This is a genomic window from Myxacorys sp. (assembly GCF_059501405.1).
Genome location: NZ_JCACCM010000014.1, coordinates 25,445 through 45,654 on the forward strand (window position 1 = coordinate 25,445; position 20,210 = coordinate 45,654).

17 protein-coding genes are annotated in these 20,210 nt (G+C 48.3%); 9 read left to right on the plus strand and 8 right to left on the minus strand.

Translation table 11 applies throughout. From position 1 onward, the window contains the following. Nucleotides 1-29: 29 nt before the first annotated feature. The 3 genes from AC5I6P_RS01395 to AC5I6P_RS01405 form a co-directional block, all read right to left on the minus strand. The gene (locus AC5I6P_RS01395; protein WP_495691970.1) at nucleotides 30-515 is read right to left on the minus strand and encodes a Tab2 family RNA-binding protein; all 486 of its coding nucleotides are present in this window, start codon (nucleotides 513-515) and stop codon (nucleotides 30-32) included. Nucleotides 516-604: 89 nt separating this feature from the next. Further along, the gene (glgP, locus tag AC5I6P_RS01400) at nucleotides 605-2,833 is read right to left on the minus strand and encodes an alpha-glucan family phosphorylase (protein ID WP_495691971.1); all 2,229 of its coding nucleotides are present in this window, start codon (nucleotides 2,831-2,833) and stop codon (nucleotides 605-607) included. A 267-nt stretch (nucleotides 2,834-3,100) separates the two neighbouring features. Further along, entirely contained in the window at nucleotides 3,101-3,358 is a 258-nt protein-coding gene (locus AC5I6P_RS01405) for a helix-turn-helix domain-containing protein (RefSeq protein ID WP_495691972.1), read from the minus strand. A gap of 738 nt (nucleotides 3,359-4,096) precedes the next feature. Between AC5I6P_RS01405 and AC5I6P_RS01410 the strand changes: the two genes are divergently transcribed. Beyond that, nucleotides 4,097-5,305, plus strand: a complete 1,209-nt coding sequence (locus AC5I6P_RS01410; protein WP_495691973.1) for a M20 family metallopeptidase — start codon at nucleotides 4,097-4,099, stop codon at nucleotides 5,303-5,305. A 403-nt stretch (nucleotides 5,306-5,708) separates the two neighbouring features. Next, nucleotides 5,709-7,544 carry a M23 family metallopeptidase gene (locus AC5I6P_RS01415; protein ID WP_495691974.1) on the plus strand — a complete coding sequence of 612 codons (1,836 nt, stop codon included), beginning with the start codon at nucleotides 5,709-5,711 and terminating at the stop codon, nucleotides 7,542-7,544. A 99-nt stretch (nucleotides 7,545-7,643) separates the two neighbouring features. Here AC5I6P_RS01415 and AC5I6P_RS01420 read toward each other — a convergent pair whose 3' ends face one another. Beyond that, entirely contained in the window at nucleotides 7,644-8,837 is a 1,194-nt protein-coding gene (locus tag AC5I6P_RS01420; protein ID WP_495691975.1) for a class I SAM-dependent methyltransferase, read from the minus strand. Between the two features lie 422 nt (nucleotides 8,838-9,259). On the opposite strand from AC5I6P_RS01420, the gene AC5I6P_RS01425 reads away from it, so the two are divergent. The 4 genes from AC5I6P_RS01425 to AC5I6P_RS01440 all read left to right on the plus strand — a co-directional run bounded on the left by AC5I6P_RS01425 (nucleotide 9,260) and on the right by AC5I6P_RS01440 (nucleotide 13,882). Next, nucleotides 9,260-10,963, plus strand: a complete 1,704-nt coding sequence (locus AC5I6P_RS01425) for a sensor histidine kinase (protein WP_495691976.1) — start codon at nucleotides 9,260-9,262, stop codon at nucleotides 10,961-10,963. A gap of 166 nt (nucleotides 10,964-11,129) precedes the next feature. Next, the gene (locus AC5I6P_RS01430; RefSeq protein ID WP_495691977.1) at nucleotides 11,130-11,615 is read left to right on the plus strand and encodes a hypothetical protein; all 486 of its coding nucleotides are present in this window, start codon (nucleotides 11,130-11,132) and stop codon (nucleotides 11,613-11,615) included. Between the two features lie 127 nt (nucleotides 11,616-11,742). Beyond that, nucleotides 11,743-12,831, plus strand: coding sequence for a glycosyltransferase (locus AC5I6P_RS01435; RefSeq protein WP_495691978.1), 1,089 nt, complete (start codon nucleotides 11,743-11,745; stop codon nucleotides 12,829-12,831). A gap of 94 nt (nucleotides 12,832-12,925) precedes the next feature. Beyond that, a complete protein-coding gene (locus AC5I6P_RS01440) occupies nucleotides 12,926-13,882 on the plus strand; it encodes a DUF4432 family protein (RefSeq protein ID WP_495691979.1) in 957 nt (318 codons plus the stop codon). A gap of 84 nt (nucleotides 13,883-13,966) precedes the next feature. On the opposite strand, the gene AC5I6P_RS01445 is transcribed toward AC5I6P_RS01440, so the two are convergent. From AC5I6P_RS01445 to AC5I6P_RS01455, 3 genes are all read right to left on the minus strand, one after another. Further along, a complete protein-coding gene (locus tag AC5I6P_RS01445; RefSeq protein ID WP_495691980.1) occupies nucleotides 13,967-14,647 on the minus strand; it encodes a cyanoexosortase A system-associated protein in 681 nt (226 codons plus the stop codon). Beyond that, nucleotides 14,644-15,474: a cyanoexosortase A gene (crtA, locus tag AC5I6P_RS01450; RefSeq protein WP_495691981.1), complete on the minus strand. Its 831-nt coding sequence runs from the start codon at nucleotides 15,472-15,474 to the stop codon at nucleotides 14,644-14,646. The genes AC5I6P_RS01445 and crtA overlap by 4 nt, the downstream gene beginning before the upstream one ends. 283 nt (nucleotides 15,475-15,757) lie before the next feature. Beyond that, entirely contained in the window at nucleotides 15,758-16,231 is a 474-nt protein-coding gene (locus tag AC5I6P_RS01455; protein WP_495691982.1) for a hypothetical protein, read from the minus strand. 353 nt (nucleotides 16,232-16,584) lie between these two features. On the opposite strand from AC5I6P_RS01455, the gene AC5I6P_RS01460 reads away from it, so the two are divergent. Both AC5I6P_RS01460 and AC5I6P_RS01465 read left to right on the plus strand, forming a co-directional pair. Next, on the plus strand, nucleotides 16,585-17,268 hold the full coding sequence (locus tag AC5I6P_RS01460; RefSeq protein ID WP_495691983.1) for a MotA/TolQ/ExbB proton channel family protein: 684 nt from the start codon (nucleotides 16,585-16,587) through the stop codon (nucleotides 17,266-17,268). 2 nt (nucleotides 17,269-17,270) lie between these two features. Continuing rightward, the gene (locus tag AC5I6P_RS01465) at nucleotides 17,271-17,678 is read left to right on the plus strand and encodes an ExbD/TolR family protein (protein WP_495691984.1); all 408 of its coding nucleotides are present in this window, start codon (nucleotides 17,271-17,273) and stop codon (nucleotides 17,676-17,678) included. 77 nt (nucleotides 17,679-17,755) lie between these two features. Here AC5I6P_RS01465 and AC5I6P_RS01470 read toward each other — a convergent pair whose 3' ends face one another. After that, nucleotides 17,756-18,871, minus strand: coding sequence for a hypothetical protein (locus AC5I6P_RS01470; protein ID WP_495691985.1), 1,116 nt, complete (start codon nucleotides 18,869-18,871; stop codon nucleotides 17,756-17,758). 299 nt (nucleotides 18,872-19,170) lie between these two features. On the opposite strand from AC5I6P_RS01470, the gene pstS reads away from it, so the two are divergent. Next, the gene (gene pstS / locus AC5I6P_RS01475; protein ID WP_495691986.1) at nucleotides 19,171-20,208 is read left to right on the plus strand and encodes a phosphate ABC transporter substrate-binding protein PstS; all 1,038 of its coding nucleotides are present in this window, start codon (nucleotides 19,171-19,173) and stop codon (nucleotides 20,206-20,208) included. Nucleotides 20,209-20,210 lie beyond the last annotated feature (2 nt).

Here is a 20,210-nt window from a genome sequence, read left to right on the forward strand (position 1 = left end):
ATTTCTAGAGGAGGAAACCAGGATTTATTTTAATGCTTTACGGTGTCTGAGTCCTGACGCTGTAATAACCAAACTCCGGTGTACGTCATCCCAGAATCATCTGGCTGAACGAGCAGAAAATGCAGCCCTCCACTCGCGTGTTTACGCTGTTCATACTGCTCCGCCGCCGATCGTACCTCTGGGTCATCAAACGTGTTGAGAATCCAGCGATCGCGCTCTCCGGCTTCTAGAATGAGTCCGTCGGGCGCACCTGCAATGTAATTGAGAGAAACAGGTTGGGAGTCTTGTAGCCATTGAGCGAGTTGCCGCGATCTCCGCCCCCCATCAAACACAACTCCTGGAATGGGCAGCGTTGAGGCCAACCCAAGGTTCAGAGGTTGTAAGTCGTGGGGTAGGTTTAAAAACGGAATGAGGCGATCACGGAAGGCATCAACGATATCACCTGCTGGGAGGGACGCAAATCGCCAGCTATCGCCTCTAAAAGCATCAGGAATGGGCTGAGGAGGATTTCTCATAGATCATTCATAACTCGGTTTTCTCATTATCGAACTCTCATTATCAAACAGAGGGATCGAACAGAGAGTAACCGAGTTACGACGATAAATTAGAAGCTGCTCTGCTGTGGAACTTTTGCCAGCGTTATTTCAAACGCTTTTGTTCCGGGAGCATAGACTTGCGCAACATAATCCGCGATCATCCGATGTGTACTGAAGGCAGGACAGTTCGTTTTCAGCGAGCCTTTCATCATCGCAATCCAGCCGTGAGGGATGCCCTTCTCATCGCGATCGTAGTAAAGCGGCACAATTTCCTCTTCTAACAGCTGATACAGCGACTCGGAATCAATCCGGTCTTGCAGGGCTTGGTCGCTGGTGTTGGCGTCTTCACCAATCGCCCAACCATTCGTGCCTTTGCCGTTCGCATCTTCCTGGTAGCCTTCACACCACCAGCCGTCTAGCACACTGCAATTCAGACCGCCGTTAAAGCAGACCTTCTGACCGCTGGTTCCAGACGCTTCGAGCGGACGACGGGGATTATTCAGCCACACATCAACGCCTTGCACTAACTTCCGCGCCGTATGCATGTCGTAATCTTCGATAAATGCCACGCGATCGTTGACATTGCCATGATTGCGACACCATTCGATAATCCGTTGAATAATCCGCTTGCCTTCTTCGTCTCTAGGGTGTGCCTTACCAGAGAAGATAATTTGCACCGGACGTTCTTTATTGCTAAAAATCCTCAGCGCTCGTTCTGCATCCCGCAGCAGCAAATCACCCCGTTTGTATGGGCTAAAGCGACGGGCAAAGCCGATCGTCAGAATGGTTGGATCGAGGAGTCGGTTGGTCGCCTCAATCGAAACGCCATGTTCGCCGCGCTGCTGCCGTGATTGACGCACCTTGTATCGCGTATGGGCGATCAGCCGCTCCTTGAGGATTTGATGGCGCTCCCACAATTCTTCATTGGGAATCTGATCAACTTTTGCCCAAGTTTGGGGATCGACAAGTTGAGTTGTCCAATCCTCACCCAGGTATCTGTTGTACAAGTCTTGCATCAGGGGAGCTGCCCACGTTGCCGCATGAACGCCATTCGTGATGTAGCCAATCGGAACGGCATCCTCTGATTTTTCGGGATACATCACCGTCCACATTTTGCGTGAAACCTTGCCGTGCAGTTCGCTGACGCCATTCGCAGAGCGACACAGCCGCAACGCCAGAACGGTCATGCCAAACGGTTCCCAAGGATCGCCCAATCGACGAGCACCCAACGCTAAGAACTGCTCACGAGACAACCGGAGCTGATCCCAGTAATTGGCGAAGAACGAATCCATCAGGTCGGCGGAGAACACATCGTGTCCTGCTGGGACGGGCGTGTGTGTGGTGAAGACGCAGCGATCGCGCACCGATTTTTCGATGTCGTAGAACGATTTGCCTGTTTTCTGAATTTCTAACCGACACACTTCTAATAAGCAGAATGCCGCGTGACCTTCGTTTAAGTGATGCACCGATGGCTCGATGCCTAAGGTTTGTAGCGCCCGCACGCCGCCAATACCCAACACGATTTCTTGGGCAATGCGCGTTTCTTGGTTGCCGCCGTACAGGTGCCCGGTGAGCCAGCGATCGATGGGATCATTATCCTCGCGATCGCTATCGAGTAGATAAAGGCTGACCCGTCCAACCTGCGCTTTCCAGATCTGAATCTTGACCGTCCGGTGGCGAACCTGAATCTCAAATTTGAGGGGCTGCACTCCGCCCTCATCTTTGAGCAGTTCAAGCGGCATCTGCTCAAACGGATTGTTGGTGTAATAGTCTTCTTGCCAGCCGCTGCCATTGAGGCGCTGATGAAAATAACCTTGACGGTAGAGCAATCCGACACCAATCAGCGGTACGCCCAAATCCGAAGCAGATTTGAGATGATCCCCAGCCAGAATGCCCAAACCGCCCGAGTAGATCGGCAGCGATTCGTGAATGCCAAATTCAGCGCAAAAATAAGCGATTGGCTTCTCAGCTGTAATTTGTGGGGCAACGCGGCTCGACCACGTGCTATCCGCCTTCATGTAGCGATCGAACTGATCTGCCAGTCCTTCTAACCGCGTCATGTATTGGGGATCACAGGTCAGTTGCGCCAGACGCTCATAGCTCACGGTTTCTAGTAAAGCGACCGGATTGTGTCCACAGCGCTCCCACTCCTCAGGGCTAATCGTCTGAAACAGCGAGATCATATCTGGTGTCCAACACCACCAGTAGTTGAACGCAATGTCTGCTAACCGTTTGAGTGACGATGGTAATTTGGCACTCAATCTGTCAGCAGGAGCGGCAGTCATAGTATAAGTCATAGATTAATCTCTGAGCGTTTGCAAAGCGGAGCTTAAATCGTAGAAGTGTGAATAAACATTGGCTTGACCTACTTCCACGAAATTTAAACCCGCCAATATTAGGGGGTAATTACCTTGATCCCAGTCCGTGCCTTACTTTACGGGGTGTTCTGAACTACACGTTTTCGATCAAAAGCATTTGTGTTTGCATCGTAACCTGTTGATCGACAGAAAAAGTCTATCGATTCTTCAAACACTTTGAAGATTTTCAACTCGATTGATTACGAATTACAAATTTTCCTGGTCTCGATCTCCTTCCTGAACGTGCCGTTCCAGATAAAGGTCTACAAACTGCTCGGCGGCAGTGCCATCGAGTTCCCGCAATGCTTTGATAACTTCAGTGACAGCTTCAGCTAGAGGGTCACTGATCTCATTCACCCACTGGTGAACGGTAGAACGGTTGATTCCCATGGTCACTGCCAAGCGGTTTTGGCTAATGCCGTGGCTAGACAGTACTTGTTTAAGTGCCTTTCCTGCTTTTCCCATGATGTCGATCGTTGCAGAGCTAACCCTGTTGCTAAAAGACGGTAGTAGATACTGACGATGATAGATACTCCGAAGCGTCAAAATGCCCAATTGGTAAAGATGCAGTCTGATCTAAGTACTAGAGAATTCAACTGACTTTGCAATGCAAATCTCTTGGAGCCAATCGCGCAGATTTTTGAATCAGAGCGGTTTTTCCAAGATAATTATGTCGATAATTTTCACCCTTGAATCTAGAATGCTTTGAATCTAGAACGCAGGCTGATTTGCCGCCGAGCCTAATTTGAGGAAACACCCTGCAATTGACTTAGCTTGATTATATATAGCTATATATCGTTCTATCTTGATCTGAGTAAACATTCCTGTCCTCCCTATTAGCTGTTTGTCTTGACTAAATCATTTGTCTTGACTAAATCATTTGCCTTGACCTAATTGTCTTGCCCTAACAGTAATGCAAATCTTCCAAATTGTTCAGCTTTGCGATCGTATAAGGAATTTTCGACGAAAATTATAGCTATAGAAATTCTGTATGCTTCAAGTCAGGTGCCATTAAACGTCGCATGCAGAACTGACAGAAGACCATTTACCACAGCGTTTAATCTGAAGTTGTTTAATCTGAAGGTAGAGGATGTAAATGCTAAGGGTTTGCTCCCTTGATTGTTCATGAATCAAGAGCTGTAACCAGGTGGATAAAATTTTCTCTATGCTTCTCTGTCGTCATCTAAAAATAAGGTCAGTTGTATGTCTTCTACCAGTCTGAGTTCCGTTTCGGCTCATTTATCACGCATTCGCTTAGAGATCCGATCGCTCCAGCCCCAGTTGGTGACGTGGCGTAGAACCCTCCACCAGCGTCCAGAACTTGGTTTTACAGAAAAACTAACTGCCGACTTTATCGCCCAAAAACTTCAAGACTGGGGTATCCCTCACCAAACTGAAATTGCCCAGACGGGAATTGTCGCAACCCTTGAGGGCAATCGTCCTGGTCGAGTGCTGGCGATTCGAGCCGACATGGACGCTTTGCCGGTTCAGGAAGAAAATGATGTGCCCTACAAGTCTCAGCACGACGGCAAAATGCACGCTTGCGGACACGATGGACATGTGACGATCGCGCTCGGCACAGCTTACTATCTCGCCCATCATCGCGATTTTGCAGGGACGGTCAAAATCATCTTTCAGCCTGCGGAAGAAGGTCCGGGTGGAGCGAAACCGATGATTGAGGCTGGCGTCTTAAAGAATCCTGATGTAGACGCGATCGTAGGACTCCACCTGTGGAATAACTTACCTCTGGGCACAGTAGGGGTGAGGGCAGGGGCACTAATGGCAGCCGTAGAAACCTTTCACTGTACTATCTTGGGTAAAGGCGGACATGGCGCGATTCCTCAACAGACGATCGATTCAATTGTGGTGGCATCTCAAGTCGTGAATGCGCTGCAAACGATCGTGGCGCGGAATATTGACCCGATTGAGTCAGCGGTTGTGACGGTCGGCAAATTTCACGCTGGAACCGCTCTCAATGTGATTGCAGATACGGCTCATTTGAGTGGAACGGTGCGCTATTTCAACTCAAACTATGCGGGGTATTTTGAGCGACGCATCGAGCAACTTATTGCTGGAATTTGTCAAAGCCACGGCGCAAACTATGACTTGAGCTATCAGTCGCTCTATCCGCCTGTGATCAATGACGGCGCGATCGCGGATCTGGTTCGGTCGGTCGCAGAAACTGTGATTGAGTCACCGCTCGGTGTTGTTCCCAATTGTCAAACCATGGGCGGTGAAGACATGTCATTTTTCTTGCAAGAAATCCCAGGCTGCTATTTCTTTTTGGGGTCTGCCAACGCTCAAAAAGGACTCGACTTTCCTCATCACCATCCCCGGTTCGACTTCGATGAGACGGCGCTGGGCATGGGAGTTGAGATGTTTGTGCGCTGCGTCGAGCAGTTTTGTCAGTAAGAGGATTGATTGGTAGCGGATGTAGCTGAAACGGCTGATCTATGACAGATCTATCTAGGTTGCGATCGCGCGATTTGACTTGATGTAGTAGAAGAACGGTAGAAGGATTAATCCCGAAACTTACACAATCGGCGTTGCCTCCAATCCGCCAATTGGGAGAGTCCCCTTTCTAGCTCCCTCAAACTTGAAGGATTAAGGGGGCGAGTATGTAAATCCTACATCCGCTACATCCGTTACAACGTCGGCTGGCAATTGGATATCTGTGTTAGTTCTGAGGCAACCCTCTTTTCTGCATAAAGTTTCTATGAAGAAATGAGATCTCTTTATATAGACAGATTATTTCATCCTGAAATCTACGTAGAGAAGTGTACTAGCTGGATGTCCCTCCCTCGCTAGGAGTACGATGTTAGAGCTAGTTCCCTCAATCTTGGCATTGCAATCTGTTCAAGATGCCCAACTCGCCAACGACAAATCTGTAGAAGAGATCGCCGTTACTCAGCAGAAAGCGCCGCTTCCTCAGGCAAACCCGAAGGTAGATCCAACGCCTGCGATCGCGATTCCGGAATCGATCTCAGTTCCATCAATCTCCGTGAGTCCTATTCCGATTCAAACTCCAGTCATCATCTCGACGCCTGCCCCTCGCGCAATTTCTGCAACGCCTTCTAGAACTTTGCTCAATTCTCAAGCCGCTGCACCGAACCCCATTGCCAAAGCCCCAAATCCCTCTCAAGCCGCCGACCCGAAACCCGTTCTTAAAGCACAGGCTACTTCGCTCAGCCGTTCTCAAACGGTGAAGTCCGTATCGTCGTCAAAAGGGATGGTTTCGACCAAAGTAGCAACTAAGGCCTCAACTCCTTCATCTACACCCAAAAGAATATCCTCCACAAAAGACGTTATTGTTTCTACTCAAACCGTATTACCTGTCTCCGTCGAACCGGTGATCCTCAAAACTCAATCTGCAACTGAAATTCAGTCTAAGAATGAGGTGAAACAGCGGATTGCGATTGAGAAGCCCTTAAACAAGTCAACTGCTGAGAGAGCCACATCAGCTACTCCTGATGTAGGTCAACAAAATTTAGGTCAGCAAATCGATCAAAAGAATTTGGATCAACCGAAACACCTGCAAGAGCAGTCCGCTCAGCGGCTCGCGAACCCGGCAGTTGTGCAGCAGCAAAAGCTGCTAGAACAGCGGTTAGCCGAGATTGTAGTGAAAGATAAGGCGGCGAAACAAGCAAAGCGACAAGAAGCCCTGATTGCTCGTGCTTACCAATTCGCTGCCCAACAAAAATTTGAGCAAGCCAGAAAAACTCTACAAGACCCGGAAATTGCTTCTGAGGTGCGATCGCAGGTGTTAGAAACGATTAGCTCGATGCAAGCCAGGAGTCCGCTTTCTAAACCAACGCAGGTTGCTAAAGCTCCAATCATCGTCAACCCCCCTCAAGCTAAACTGCCTCAAGCTAAATCCCCCCAAGCTAAACCTCGTGTCGTTCAGACTGTTGCTCAGGCTCCTGTTATCACTCAAATTCCAGTGGCGGTTCGAGAGGTTGACCGAGTTCCGATCATCATTCAATCGAGAAATCTGCCTCAAAGTCCTGTGAAGTCAAAGCAATCTCTGTTTAGAAACGAGCCGAAGACGCCGCAATTGACTCCGCCAAACTCCCAAGCAAGTCGCTTCGATAAGTTTGTTGGGTCGAGTGATGGTGATTATGCCGTTGTCAATCCGTCCTCAACCAATTCGTCCTCGACGAATCTAGCGTACAACCCTAATCTTCCTAAGTCTGGTCAGATCAGCGATCCCACAGGTGAAGTCGTGTATCCTCTACCTGCGCCTGTTCCAGTCACATCGAGCTACGGTTGGCGCACTCACCCCATCACGCGGGTCAAGCGATTTCATTCTGGCATCGATCTGGGCGCGGCGCAGGGCACTCCGATTCTGGCGACCCGTCAAGGAAAAGTTGCCATTGCCGATCGTTTAGGCGGATATGGACTCGCGATCGTAGTGGAACACCAAAACGGCAAGCAAGACACGATGTATGCTCATCTTTCCGAGATTTTTGTCAGCCCTGGGCAAAAGGTAGAACCGGGCGCGGTGATCGGACGAGTGGGTAGCACTGGCGTTTCAACAGGCCCGCATCTTCACTATGAAGCGCGCCAGCGAAATGGCTCAACGTGGGTGACGGTCGATCCTAGCCCTCAGTTAGAGTCTGCGAAGGTACGGTTGATGCGAGCCAATTCGTAAGCGTGCGATCGGCTTCACCAAGCTCCGTTTGAGTTAGCTCCGCAAAGTCTCTTGGGTTGGCTCCGCGAAATCCGTTGGCTCGCTTTCAAGTACCAGCTTTCAAGCACTAATGGATTTTGCAGCTCGAACGCAGGTCTGCAAATTTGCATCGGTCTTAATCGCATCAGGATGAATATGAGTCGAACTGACCCGATAACCCCAGTCTTGCAAAATTTGCGTTAGCGAGGCTCGTTTCGGAATATCGATTTGACCACGCCGCCCAATTTCACCTAACAGATAGAAGTAAGGCGGCAGGTCTGTTTCGGTCTGCATTAGCCGCAGCAGTCGAGCTTGCGACTTCCAATTCCAAGCTTCGGCAAGGGCAATGCAGGCTTGGAGATACTCCGCATCGTGCAGTTGACCCAGCCAAATCGGGCCTGTGACTACCATTGGTTGAGCATCGTGAGGACAGACCGCTCGTCCTAACTCTCGCCATGCGATCGCGCGGTAGTTGCCACAGTGATGGCAGTATCCTAAGTAGCCGTAATTTTGGGGCGTTAAGCACGATCGCGCTACCAAGCGCACCATGACTCGATAGATTTGTCCCTTAAAAAACGAAAAAATGGGTTCTACTCCAAAGCCATTGGTCGCGGCGAGTTGTTGAACGCGGCCAATCAGGAGCCTCAATCCCTGTTCGTGTCCTGCTGGGTGGACGCGCACATACGCTCCATAATCAGATAAGCAGTTTTGAGGAGCATGTCCGGTTGCAGTTCGTCCATCGGTGCTGGTGAGATAGAGTAATCCTCCAATCGCGACTGCTCCTAGACTTGCGCTCAAATACGGTGCCGGAGAACCGAAGCAATCTAAATCCACCAAGTCGTAAAAATCTTGGCGGTAGTAGCACCCGAGTAAAAGACGATTTGCCTCTTGATGGGTGATCTGATAGCGCGTCGAGGGCAGCGTTCCTGTAGGGCTTGGCAAGGCCAATTGGGCTAAGTTGTGCTGCAAAACCTCGCTTACATCTGGATTGCCGTCATTTGCCCATACCCAGTCGGCTTGACTTTCCAGGGCATAGCGGAGGGCACGGATACCGCATCCTGACATCACATCTAGCACTCTTAAACGAGCCTGTCTCTGACGATAAACCTCAGCCGCTAAGACTCCTAAATCTCTTGAAATAGCGCTCTGCGATCGATAGAACGAGTTGCCAATCTGAATCTCTGCTTTGCCTTCAGTGATGTAATCCTTGACCTGCGATTCGTAATGTTTAATCTCAAAATCCTCCTCATTCGTTCTAAAAAAGTAAAGATGCAATACTCCAGTTACCAAAACTAGAATCAATCTGTAAATGAATTTGATAGCTACTACGAATACTAAGTTTTTATTCTTAATAACGGATTGCTCATATCAAATCCAGCAGTTTAATTATTATTTATGATAAATCTCTAATTGGTTGTGCTACCGATAAACACTTAGAACACTTAGTTGAATTAGAGCAACGAAATATCACAAAAAAAGTCTATTAATTTAATTGTGGATACTATGGTTCCAGTTCATTTAGTGGGAGCAATTAAAACAACATCTCCTACTCCAGCTAGAGACGATTCTCCCTCTCAAGGCACTAACATGGACAGCTAGGCATAATCACGTTGCTGGGCTGAATTAAGCATAAGGAGCAACATGGGTTTAGCTCCCCCGTTCTCACTGGACACTTTGTTCTCTCGATGAAAACGCATATGGAGTCGCAGTCGAAAGTTAAGATTTTGCTCGTGGACGATCAGCCAGAAAATCTTCTTGCTTTAGAAGCCATCTTAGAGCATTTAGATGTGATTTTGGTTCGAGCAAGATCGGGAGAAGAGGTACTGCGATCGCTCCTGCATCAAGAATTTGCTGTCATTCTCATGGATGTGCAGATGCCTGGGATCGACGGGTTTGAAACTGCCGAACTGATTCGTCACCGTTCTAAATCGCGTCAAACACCCATTATTTTCCTGACGGCACTCGATAACGACCAGAAAATGTTTCAGGGCTACGCCTGCGGTGCGGTCGATTATTTGCAAAAACCAGTTGACGCTGCCGTTCTTCTCTCTAAAGTCTCTGTTTTCGTCGATCTGTTCAAAAAATCCGAGGCATTAAAGCATCAAGCTGCCCAACTGATTGCCGTCAACACCGAATTGCGGAAGAGCGAAGAACGATTTCGTTCGTTGAGTACCTGCTCGCCCGTCGGCATCTTCGTCACCGATCCCGATGGACGGTGCACCTATACGAATCCGCGATGTCAGGCGATTTGCTATCTCTCGATGGGAGAACGCATTGATACATCCTGGCTTCAGTCTGTTCATCCAAGCGATCGCGATCGCGCCATTTCAAGCTGGCAAGCCCATCTAAATGATGGCGGCGAGTACTCCGATGAGTTTCGGGTTGAGTTGGCGTATGGCACGATCGGCTGGGTGCACGTTAGCTCGGCTCCTATGCTATCGGCGGAGGGTCAACTCCTCGGCTATGTCGGAACGCTAGAAGATGTCACCGCCCGTAAGCAAGCTGAACTCGCCCGGGTTCAGGTGGTGCAAGAGCAACTCGCGCGTCAGGAGGCAGAATCTTCTAACCGCTTAAAAGATGAATTTCTAGCGATTCTCTCTCACGAGTTGCGGACTCCTCTCAATGCGGTGCTGGGCTGGTCGCGCCTCTTGCGATCGCGTTCCTTTGATGCGGAAGCCCGCGATCGCGCCTTAGAAACCATTGAGCGCAATGCCGCTGCCCAAGCCAGCATGGTAGAGGAAATTTTAGATATCTCTAAAATTATTCAAGGAAAACTTCACCTCAAGTTTGGGCTAGTTAATTTAGAAGCAATTATTAGTAACGCTCTGCAAGCGGTTCGTCCATCAGCAGAGGCAAAATCGATCCAGTTAACCGCCGTGTTAGATACGCCGGGGGGCCAAGTTTGGGGCGATCCGGCGCGATTGCAGCAAGTGATTGGCAATTTACTCTCAAACGCAATCAAGTTTACGCCTGAATCGGGGAAGGTAGAAATTCGTCTTAAGCGTCAGCCCAACTCTATGCCTCTCAATTTGCAAAATTCGATTCGCCCTCCGTCTCTGGTTCCTCGAACCTCAGAACATGTTCAAATTCAAGTTGTGGATACGGGCATTGGCATTAGCTCAGAGTTTTTGCCGATTATTTTTGATCAATTTCGCCAGGTCGATAGCAGTATGACTCGCCAATTTGGCGGGTTAGGGTTAGGGCTTGCGATCGTCCGCCATTTAGTGGAACTTAATGGGGGTCAGGTCGAGGCGACGAGTGCAGGTGAAGGGCAAGGCGCAACGTTCACCGTCAGCCTGCCAATTTGGAAAGAAGATGTAGAGGCGATGAGACTCGCTAAAGTTTGCAGTTCTGATCTCGGGTTGCAGAAGAGTGCAGATTGGGTGAGTCAGCACGTTTAATGACCTCTAATTTACAGTGGGGTTTAGTCAGGTAAGTGCTGCTGATACTAGCCGTCACTTAACGTCTTTGAGGGTTAAATCTAGGCTTATGGCACATATCTTCAGATAGAGGTTAGCCTATCTATGCCGCAGTAGGATTCCTATCACGGCGTATGAGGGTTAAGCAGTGCGACAAGATTTAGAATCCACCCAAAAGAATTCTGAGTCTATTAGTTTAGAAAATTCTAAACTTTGGCTAGTCGTTCCCTCTAATTTAACAGGGCGAATCCCTCAACTGTATGACAAAACAACAGAGCTAGATACGCTCACATCTAGTTTTCAGGATCGACCGGATGAAGAGACTCCGGTTTTGCTCAAACACTATGCCGAGATCGGAATCGAACCTGGCGATGGTATTTCGCTGCCAGATTATTCGATCGACTCTAGGGTTCTCGACTCAGACAAAGCTCTGAGTCATGTTCCAAACTTCAAGATTGAGATTCAAGCTTTAGGGAAGCCAGTACCCCGATTCCAAGGCAGGATTCAGCATTCACTGATATTGGGAACCTGGATTGGACTTCTCGTTTGCTCTGATGAAGGTGGTGTGATTAGCCTTCACGAGGTTGGAGACACTCAAGTGCGATCTGCTGGAGATGTTGTTCCTCCCCCCTGATCTGATTCCCCTAGTCTGTGTCCGCTGCTCACTTTAATGGAGTGGAAATAGCCTATTACCTCTTCTTGGCTTCTGAAGTTGGTACAACTCGTTTGGTCATTTGAGATTTTACTTTTGAGGTTTTGCTATGGTGCGATTGGCTTTGCCAAGCTCCGAAGGATCGCTAACTTGGGGACTCGTTGTTGCAACCTACAACCGTGAGAAAGTTCTCCCAACCTGTCTTAAACTTGCAGTGGAACAAACTCGTCCACCTAGTGAAATTATCGTTGTTGATGCCAGTGATCGGTGGGAGGAAACCCGCGATCGCATTTCGATTGAGATTGCAGCCCATCATCCCCAGATTCGCTGGACTTATGTCGCTGCCCACACTCGATCTTCAACCCATCAACGAAATCAAGGCATTGACTTAGCCACTGCGGATGTTTTGTTTTTGTTTGATGATGATACGTTTATGTATCCGATGTGTGCTGAAGAAATCATGCGCGTCTACGAGGCAGATCCCGAAGAACGAGTGAAGGGCGTGCAGGCAGCGGCGATCGATGTTCCACCTTCAGAAGTAGAAGTTAGTGACACTAAGAAAAAAGTAGGTTGGTCAACCCAACAATTTTCGCGATTGGGTGCGCTTCAGAGACTGCTCTGGAAGTATCTGCTTTTGATGGACATGGAACAGCTTTGGATTCCTTACGATCAAGACTATCCCGATCGTGAAATTCCAATGGCTGTTCAGCAATTGAATACCCATCCAGTCCATATCATGGCAGGATATCGCATGACCTTTCGACGTGGAGTGCTTTTAGCTGAACCCTTTGAACCCCTGCTGCTGTACTATGCAATGGCTGAAGATGCGGATGTTAGCTATCGAATCTCTCGACATGGAGCTTTGGTTGAGGCAGGCAATGCTAAAGCACACCATTTTAATAGTGGCAGCGGTCGGCTTTCGCGCTACCAAGTTTCTGCTATTTCTGGCTTAAATCAGGCACTTTTCCTTAGAAAAAATTCTGATCACTTACTCCGCAGTCAAGTGCGATTTTATCAACTAATCAGCCGCCGATTAATTGCAGAGTGGCTTAAAGATGCACTCAGTCGTCGATGGTCTTTACCGCAGTTTCGGGGACTCTTAACCGCTCTAAGATATTCACTGCCAATTTTTACAATGAGAACTGAGCAGTTAAGAGTATGGTATCCATCATTACAGCAAAGGCTTCTTCAGAAGTAACAGATCTTCTGAAAACAGCAAAGGCTCTGAAACTGGCTAAAGTTTCAGTTCGGACAGCAGTAAAATTTTTACTAGAGTATGTGAGGATCAAGTATTGCGACACGATTTGGGATCGACTCAACAGAATTCTGAGGCGATTAATTTAGAAAATTCTGCACTTCAACTGGTCGTGCGTCCCGATTTAGGAGGGCGAATCGATCAACTACGCGATAAAAAAACAGGGCAGAATTGGCTTTGGCATCCGCCCGATTACGACGAGTCACAAACTAGAACCCTAGCCCTTGGAGCCTCGTTTGATGGGAATTGGACTGGCGGCTGGGACGAGATTTTTCCAAACGATGTGGAAGGTGAATTTCGGGCATATCAACTAGTCGATCATGGCGAGTTTTGGTCGCAAGCTTGGGGTGTAAAATCGCATGTGCCTTTTGACCTGCATCTTGAGTTGATGTGTCACACGGTTCCGGTACACGTCAAAAAAAGGATTCAACTCCACCCAACAGAGCCAGAGTTCACCCTCACCTACAGCTTTCAAAATCAGTCAGATCAAGAGATTCCGTTTTTGTTTAAGCAACATGCCGCGATCGCGATTGAACCCGGTGACGAAATTTTGCTGCCAAATTGCCTCATCGAACCTGTGGTTCTCGACTTTAGCCGCATCATCGGACGCGACGGCAAAACTCAGTTTCCAACAGCATTAGATGCAGCCGGAAACGAAGTGAATGTGCAGCACACCCGAGCGCGATCGTCGCAGCTTCAAGAATTCTTTTACAGTTCAGAATTAGCCGTGGGCGAATGTGGCATTTCTAAGTCACGATTGGAGAACGGCACAACTCCGCTGAGATCAACGCTGAAATTACGATTCGACACAGCCGATTTTCCCTACGTTTGGGTGTTTCAAAGCTATGGCGGTTGGTGCGATCGCTATGTATTGATTTTAGAGCCGTGTACAACCATGCCTTATGACTTAGAAACCGCTTGTCAAAAGGGAACCGCCGCGATACTGCAACCCCACGAAACCCAGACTCGAACTTTAACGGTGCGATTGGAATAACTGCAATTCAATGGTTCTTTTGTAACGCCAATCTTAACGCCGGACATCATTCTTGCTCCGGCGAGAGACGCTCAGAGGCTCGCATCACAAATCAGGATAATGGTTCTGCCACCATTGCACCCACTCCGACCACGTTTGATCTAGCAGTTGCGAGTTTGCATTCAACGCCCGAGTTTCGATCGCCATGTTGACCCAAACGCAGCGCAAATCCCGCAATGAAGCTTGACCCAAGAACCACGGGAAAAAGCGCTTTGACAGCACAGGCAGGGTGTTTTGGCGTTGGCGTAACTGGCGATCGCTGACCGAAGTTCCACCGTACTGCGTCACGCAAGCACTCTGATGCACTTTGCCAAATTCTTCAAATCGCGCATATTCTCCCGTTGCTGAGTTGAGTACTTTGTAGTCCGGCTTACGAGAGGCGAGCGTTGAGTCTTCTAGAATAGACGGAACGTGAATGTAAGTGTCCACAAAGTAGCGCATCTCGATCGTTAATGGCGCTCCGTTTTGGATGTATCGATACTGCTGACCCGCTACCGTTTGAGCATCGACGCTGGTTACGAGAGCAGGTGCAGTCTCCTTCTGAAGCGTCATCGGATAGCTCTGCACAAACCGCCACTTTTGCAGCGGCACTGTTGTTGGAAACGTATATGTTGGCATGTCCGGCATCTGATTTTTAGGAAAGAGAACGAGCTTTCCTAAAACACCCAGGCTCCCTAGTAACGTAGCAGCTAACAGGTAACTGCGGACTTGTTCCCACTGCTTCACGGCTCGGCTCCTTCTTGCACATCAGAGCGCTCTGCTTGCTCTAATAGGTGGTAGCACACTCCGCCGAGTAACGAAACAGCGATCAGTGAAAAGATGAGTGAGCCATTGCCTAAATGCCAGTAATCAAATGCCTCTCGTTTTGATTGGGCAAATAAAATTGCCATCAACGCAACACGAATCCCGTTAATTACGAAACCAACGATAACAGCAATGATCGGTAACATCAATGTCTGAAGACGGCTCAACGGAAAGAGCATCACAAATATGAACGTCAGCGTAAGCAGTTGAAAGATTAGGCCAATGCCAGAACATCCAGAATAGACTTCTACGGTTCCGGTTGGCATAATCAGATTAACGCCTTGCTGGGTGACAGGATAGCCTGCGTACCATAACAGATTGCTGGCAAAGTCTGCGGTTGGGCGGGAGATGTCCAGTGCTGCCATCAAACTCGTGGTTGGAATGGCAATAAATCCAAGAATAACCAACTCGCGCCAGTACTGTCGCAGTTGCCCAAACCCAGACGCCAATAGCACTAAGCTGACGCCCGAAATAACAGGGGCAAATCGCAAGAATGAGTCGTATCCTGTAATGGATGCACTCCGAAGCAAAATCCACGCGATCGCAAGGACGCCAACGCTAGTTGCCGTCCGTCCGCTATTAAACTTGCTCCAATCTTGCCGCCATGTTAAGAACCAAGCTGCCGACCAACACAACACGCTTGGCTCTAATAATTCAGGATGCTCACTCCGCCACACTAGAGTCAAGTGAAGCGTTGTCAGCGCAACGGCGACTCCGAGCAGTAGAAACTTTGCATCAAAAAATTTCACGATCGCTAAATCAACCTAGTTACCGCCTGGTGAATGACATTACTGAATTCGTTGGGCTGAGCGCGAGGCTCTGCGGATAGAGCTTTTCAGTACTATTATGTTGATAGACATCCATCCTTAGAGATAGCATCCATCCTTAGAGATAGCGCTTACTTTAACGTTACTGAGTGGAAAAGATTCGACATTCACCGTTGTCCTGCAGCAAAAGAACCAGAGCGCTATGCTTAGGCGCTTCTAATGGATCAGGCATTGCAGATCAGCAGGGGAGATTTAGGGCGAGATATCACTGGCCGTAATGGGTTTTTAGCAGCGATCGCAGCATATCTGCCATCGGCACGCCTTCTTCAACCGCCTTCGCCTTAATCGCTTTGTGCAACGGCTTAGAGATATCCAACGTGAGACGCTTCATTTTCACTGACTTCTCAGAGGAATCCTCTTTTTCCGCTTTTTTAGCTGCCTGTTCTTGCTTTTTCGCCGACTTTTTATCAGTTTGTGGCTCAACGGTTTCTACAGTCTGCCCGTTGTTTGTACTCTTCGCGGCACGATCAGAATTTGGTTTAGTTGCTTTTTTGGCTTCAGTAGACTTCTTCTCTGTAGTTAGTTCTGTAGTTAGTTCTTTGGCTTCAATTGGTTCTACTGTTGCTGGGGAGGTCTCCGGAACGGGGCTTTCAGCTACACCATTGTTCTCGATTGTTTTAGAGGGATTGGGTGAAACTGCTTTAGAGTTTGTACCAGCTTTACTTTTTTTACCTACCATCTTCTATCTCCATGAATCAACAAAGGTAATTCGCGAATTTTCGTCTTACCAATTTCTGTATTTACAGAATATCGTATTTACAGAAACGAACGTCGGTGAATTCACGATAAGGCAGAGCAGACGCATCTAAAACTTAACTATAGAATTGTTGGGCTACTAACAATTAACGAAGCATTAGATGAAAGCTCAAATTCATTTTTTAACTTAAAGTTATTGCCTTTCTTACCTAAGCTTAACTATCACACGGTTCTCTTCCGCTATTCTAAGTAGGGACTTGTTGTGCATCAATTGCTGCATCTGAAGCATCGTTTTCGCTGTTGCATTCATCGCTAACTTAAATTTTTCCTAGCTTAATGTCCAATTTGTACGAAGTTGTAAGTAAAGGTGGCCCAGTCGTCATTCCTCTTGCAGGTTTGTCGATCGCGACCCTTGCATGTGCGCTAGATCGGAGTGTATTTTGGTTCCAGTTGTGGCGAACCGAAGCACAACTTTCCCATGATATTTTGGAAGCAGCACGCTATAGTTTGACTGATGCCCGTGCGATCGCAGAACGATCGAAATCCATGCCACTCGGTCGATTTCTGTTAGCGCCCCTCAAGCTCAAGCAGCCGACGCCCGAAACCTTTCGCCTTGCGATGGAAACGGCAGGCGACCAAGAATTTGCCAATATGCGAAAGGGCGACAAGTTACTAGAAACCGTGGTTGCCCTCGCGCCGCTTCTGGGACTGCTGGGAACGGTGACAGGTCTTATCCTCACATTTAATAACCTCAACATCGGTGGTGGGGGCACCTCAACAGACACGACAAAAGTGGCGGCGGGAATCGGTGAATCTCTCATGTCAACCGCAGTCGGTATGGTCGTGGCAATTTTAGCGCTGTGTGTTTTTCGGATTTCTGTGACGCTGCAAGCTCAGCAAGTTGAATATTTCTCAAGAGTCGGCGGTGAGCTAGAACTGATTTACCGGCAAGTGTGGTACGAGCCACTTTTAGACGAAATCGAACGATCCTCTGCTCCTGAAGTTGCCCTTCGAGGATAACCATGAAGTTTAAACATCAAAGTCGCGGCTCTCAAATGCCAGAATTGAATCTTCTTCCAATGATGGATGTGATCATGACGATTCTGACATTTTTTATTGTAGTGTCTATGTCATTAACCAACTTCCAATCGGTTGATGCATTGCTGCCGAGTACAGAACAGGGAGTAAGTAAGGAAACGCCGCCCGATCCGCTGGTGATTGGTATGACTAGACAAGGACAAGTCATGATCGGCAACACTACAGCCAACGATACTCAGATTGCTCAGCAAGTCGTGGGCTATTTTCAGAAAAACCCGAAGGGTAACATTATTTTAAAGGCGGATAAGTCGCTTCCGTATGAGAAGGTCGTCCAAACCTTAGGTGTACTGAGGGATGTGGGTGGCGATCGCATCTCGCTAGCGATCGAGTAAACCGCATCCCCTTTTATTTAGTTTGACCACCTGTTGCCGCACAGACCTATACCGAGGTTTCTGCGGTTTTCTTACGTCTATCCTTTTGTTGGATCTTTTAGCCAAGTCACTACGATCGTGCCTTCCTGTCCTTTCACCGGAATGAGATTGAGGTAAATCGTTGTGCTTCCTTTTTTCAAGCGGTAGAGGTCGCCGCCGCCGTACTGCCCTTGTTTCGCAACTTCATCAAATATGCCTTTCAACTCTGGTTCTAGCGTGGCGCTATAGAAGGTTGCCGGAGCTTGTCCGAGGGCAAGTTTGGGCGAGGTGTCAATTCCCGGACGCATCTCAGGAATCGTTCCCTTCTGGAGTTCCGCCTCATCCACAACGTTATAAAACATCTGCGGTTGCCCAAACTGATCTGGATTAGCATTATTTGCTGGATTGTCTGAGCGATTGCCTTCCGGTAAAACCGTTGCCAACAGTTCAACATAGTCGGCTGGAGGGCTAACTGATCCCTTCAAACTTGCCAAATCTGTAATCTTCTCGCTAGAGAGCAAAATCACGGTAGTTGGCTCATCGCTAAATAAACTGAGATAGCGAGTTTCACCGCTTTTAGCAGTGACGCTGAATATTTTTGTGCCCGCGCCATTTTCTGCGGGCGTCACTGTAAATCCTTTGGCTTTGGGAGCCGATTGATAAAAGCTTTCAACGGTGGTTAAAGCGGCGGTTGCCACACGGCAGTTTTCGCCCAATCCTTTTTCAAAGCAATCGGGCGTAGAAGGTTGATACTGAGGAAAATCAGCAAACGAAGTCGCGGCAGTCTCAGTTGTCTTATTGAGCGGCTGACTTCTAGATGGTGAATTAGATTCCTCTACTTGGCGCGATTGCGGCTGAGTTACTGACCTTTGAACGACTGAATTTGGGCTGATGCGATTAATTTTAGGCAGCGTTGGCTTGTTGGGTTTTGCGGTTCCTATGGAGTTGCGCTCCGCGCTAATCGTTGCCTTGGGCAATTTAGGTTGAGAATTCGCTTTTGTTGTCGGAAGCTGAGTGATCTTAACGGGTGTTTCTTTGTTCTCTGGCGGCTTCTGCTGCTCTTTTGGTAACGGCACAAAAAGAATCAACGCATGAAGTCCCAGTGCCACAAATAGCATCGGTCTAACCAATGCTTGAATAGAAGGGGGGATCGCAGGTAAGGATGGTTTCATCATCGCGTTGGATTGCTTTAATGTGCTGGATTGCTTTAATGATTGTTTAATTGATTGGCTCTATTGTTACTGCGGCCGATCTCCATGTTAAATCACTTTGTGCCTACAGTTAGATCTCATTTCAAATCATTTTTGTCATAATTTGTAGTGAATTATTGATTCTAGTTGGTGTTTTAGTTCTCTTAATCAAAGATTTAACTCTATTTAATCAGTTGTTATTAATTTGTTTGTCTTCGCTTAACTACTCTAGTTGTACTGTTGTCGTTGTTACCTGAATTGCCGTATATCGGTTTTTGATGACAATGACACTCTCTGCATCCGTTGTACGTCGCGCTATCACTGCTTCTGCGGTAACGGCTGCGATCACGCTCAGCCCCATCTTGACTGCCATTGCTCAAGCTATCCCGGTCAATGGAGCTGGAGCAACATTTCCGGCGTTGCTGTATGAAAAGTATATTGCCGAATTTAAGAAAAAGAATCCTGATATCACGGTGAATTATCAAGCGATCGGGAGCGGTGGCGGAATTCGCCAACTGATCGCAGGGGTTGTCGATTTCGGCGGTAGCGATGCTGCTATGACCGATGAAGAGATGAATAAAGTCTCGCGCGGTGTCATTCTTGTACCAACGGCTGGCGGCGCGGTCACTCCAGTTTACAATCTCCCTGGTGTCGCTAATCTCAAGCTTTCTCGCCAAGTCTTGCCTGAAATTTTTGCAGGGCGCATCACTAAGTGGAACGATCCGAAGATTGCTCAAGACAATCCTGGCGTGAATCTTCCAGACTCTCCAATCAAATCAGTGGTGCGAGCAGATGGGAGCGGCACGACGTTTATCTTCACCAATCATCTCAGTTCCATTAGCCCTTACTTCAAAGGTCGCGTGGGCGTCGGAACGGCTCCTCGCTGGACAACCAATCCGCTCAAAGGTCGCGGAAATCCTGGAGTTGCCGCTCTGGTGCAGAAAACACCGGGCTCGGTTGGCTATGTTGAGTATTCTTACGCCAAGAAGAACAATTTGGCGATCGCGGCGGTGCAAAATAAGAAAAACGAGTACCTCACGCCATCGATTGAGAATACGAACAAAGCGCTTTCGGTGATCAATTTTCCCGCCAACTTTCGCGTGTTTGAGGGTGACCCCAGCGACGGCTACCCCATCACGGGTTTGACCTGGATGATGGTTTACAAGAAATATGACGATCCCCAAAAGGCAGACGCTGTTAAAAAATGGGTGCAGTATGTCCTAACAGAAGGACAAGAAGTCAACGCTTCTCTCGACTTCACCCGCATCCCTGCTGACACGGCAAACCGTGCGCTTCAGCAAGTTCAGAGCGAAGTGAAGTAAAA

What these genes read in the sequence shown, in the direction of transcription:
- AC5I6P_RS01395 (WP_495691970.1), bottom strand. Translation starts at nt 515, where the DNA reads ATGAGAAATCCTCCTCAGCCCATTCCTGATGCTTTTAGAGGCGATAGC.
- glgP (WP_495691971.1), bottom strand. Translation starts at nt 2,833, where the DNA reads ATGACTTATACTATGACTGCCGCTCCTGCTGACAGATTGAGTGCCAAA.
- AC5I6P_RS01405 (WP_495691972.1), bottom strand. Translation starts at nt 3,358, where the DNA reads ATGGGAAAAGCAGGAAAGGCACTTAAACAAGTACTGTCTAGCCACGGC.
- AC5I6P_RS01410 (WP_495691973.1), top strand. Translation starts at nt 4,097, where the DNA reads ATGTCTTCTACCAGTCTGAGTTCCGTTTCGGCTCATTTATCACGCATT.
- AC5I6P_RS01415 (WP_495691974.1), top strand. Translation starts at nt 5,709, where the DNA reads ATGTTAGAGCTAGTTCCCTCAATCTTGGCATTGCAATCTGTTCAAGAT.
- AC5I6P_RS01425 (WP_495691976.1), top strand. Translation starts at nt 9,260, where the DNA reads ATGGAGTCGCAGTCGAAAGTTAAGATTTTGCTCGTGGACGATCAGCCA.
- AC5I6P_RS01435 (WP_495691978.1), top strand. Translation starts at nt 11,743, where the DNA reads ATGGTGCGATTGGCTTTGCCAAGCTCCGAAGGATCGCTAACTTGGGGA.
- AC5I6P_RS01455 (WP_495691982.1), bottom strand. Translation starts at nt 16,231, where the DNA reads ATGGTAGGTAAAAAAAGTAAAGCTGGTACAAACTCTAAAGCAGTTTCA.
- AC5I6P_RS01460 (WP_495691983.1), top strand. Translation starts at nt 16,585, where the DNA reads ATGTCCAATTTGTACGAAGTTGTAAGTAAAGGTGGCCCAGTCGTCATT.
- AC5I6P_RS01465 (WP_495691984.1), top strand. Translation starts at nt 17,271, where the DNA reads ATGAAGTTTAAACATCAAAGTCGCGGCTCTCAAATGCCAGAATTGAAT.
- AC5I6P_RS01470 (WP_495691985.1), bottom strand. Translation starts at nt 18,871, where the DNA reads ATGATGAAACCATCCTTACCTGCGATCCCCCCTTCTATTCAAGCATTG.
- pstS (WP_495691986.1), top strand. Translation starts at nt 19,171, where the DNA reads ATGACACTCTCTGCATCCGTTGTACGTCGCGCTATCACTGCTTCTGCG.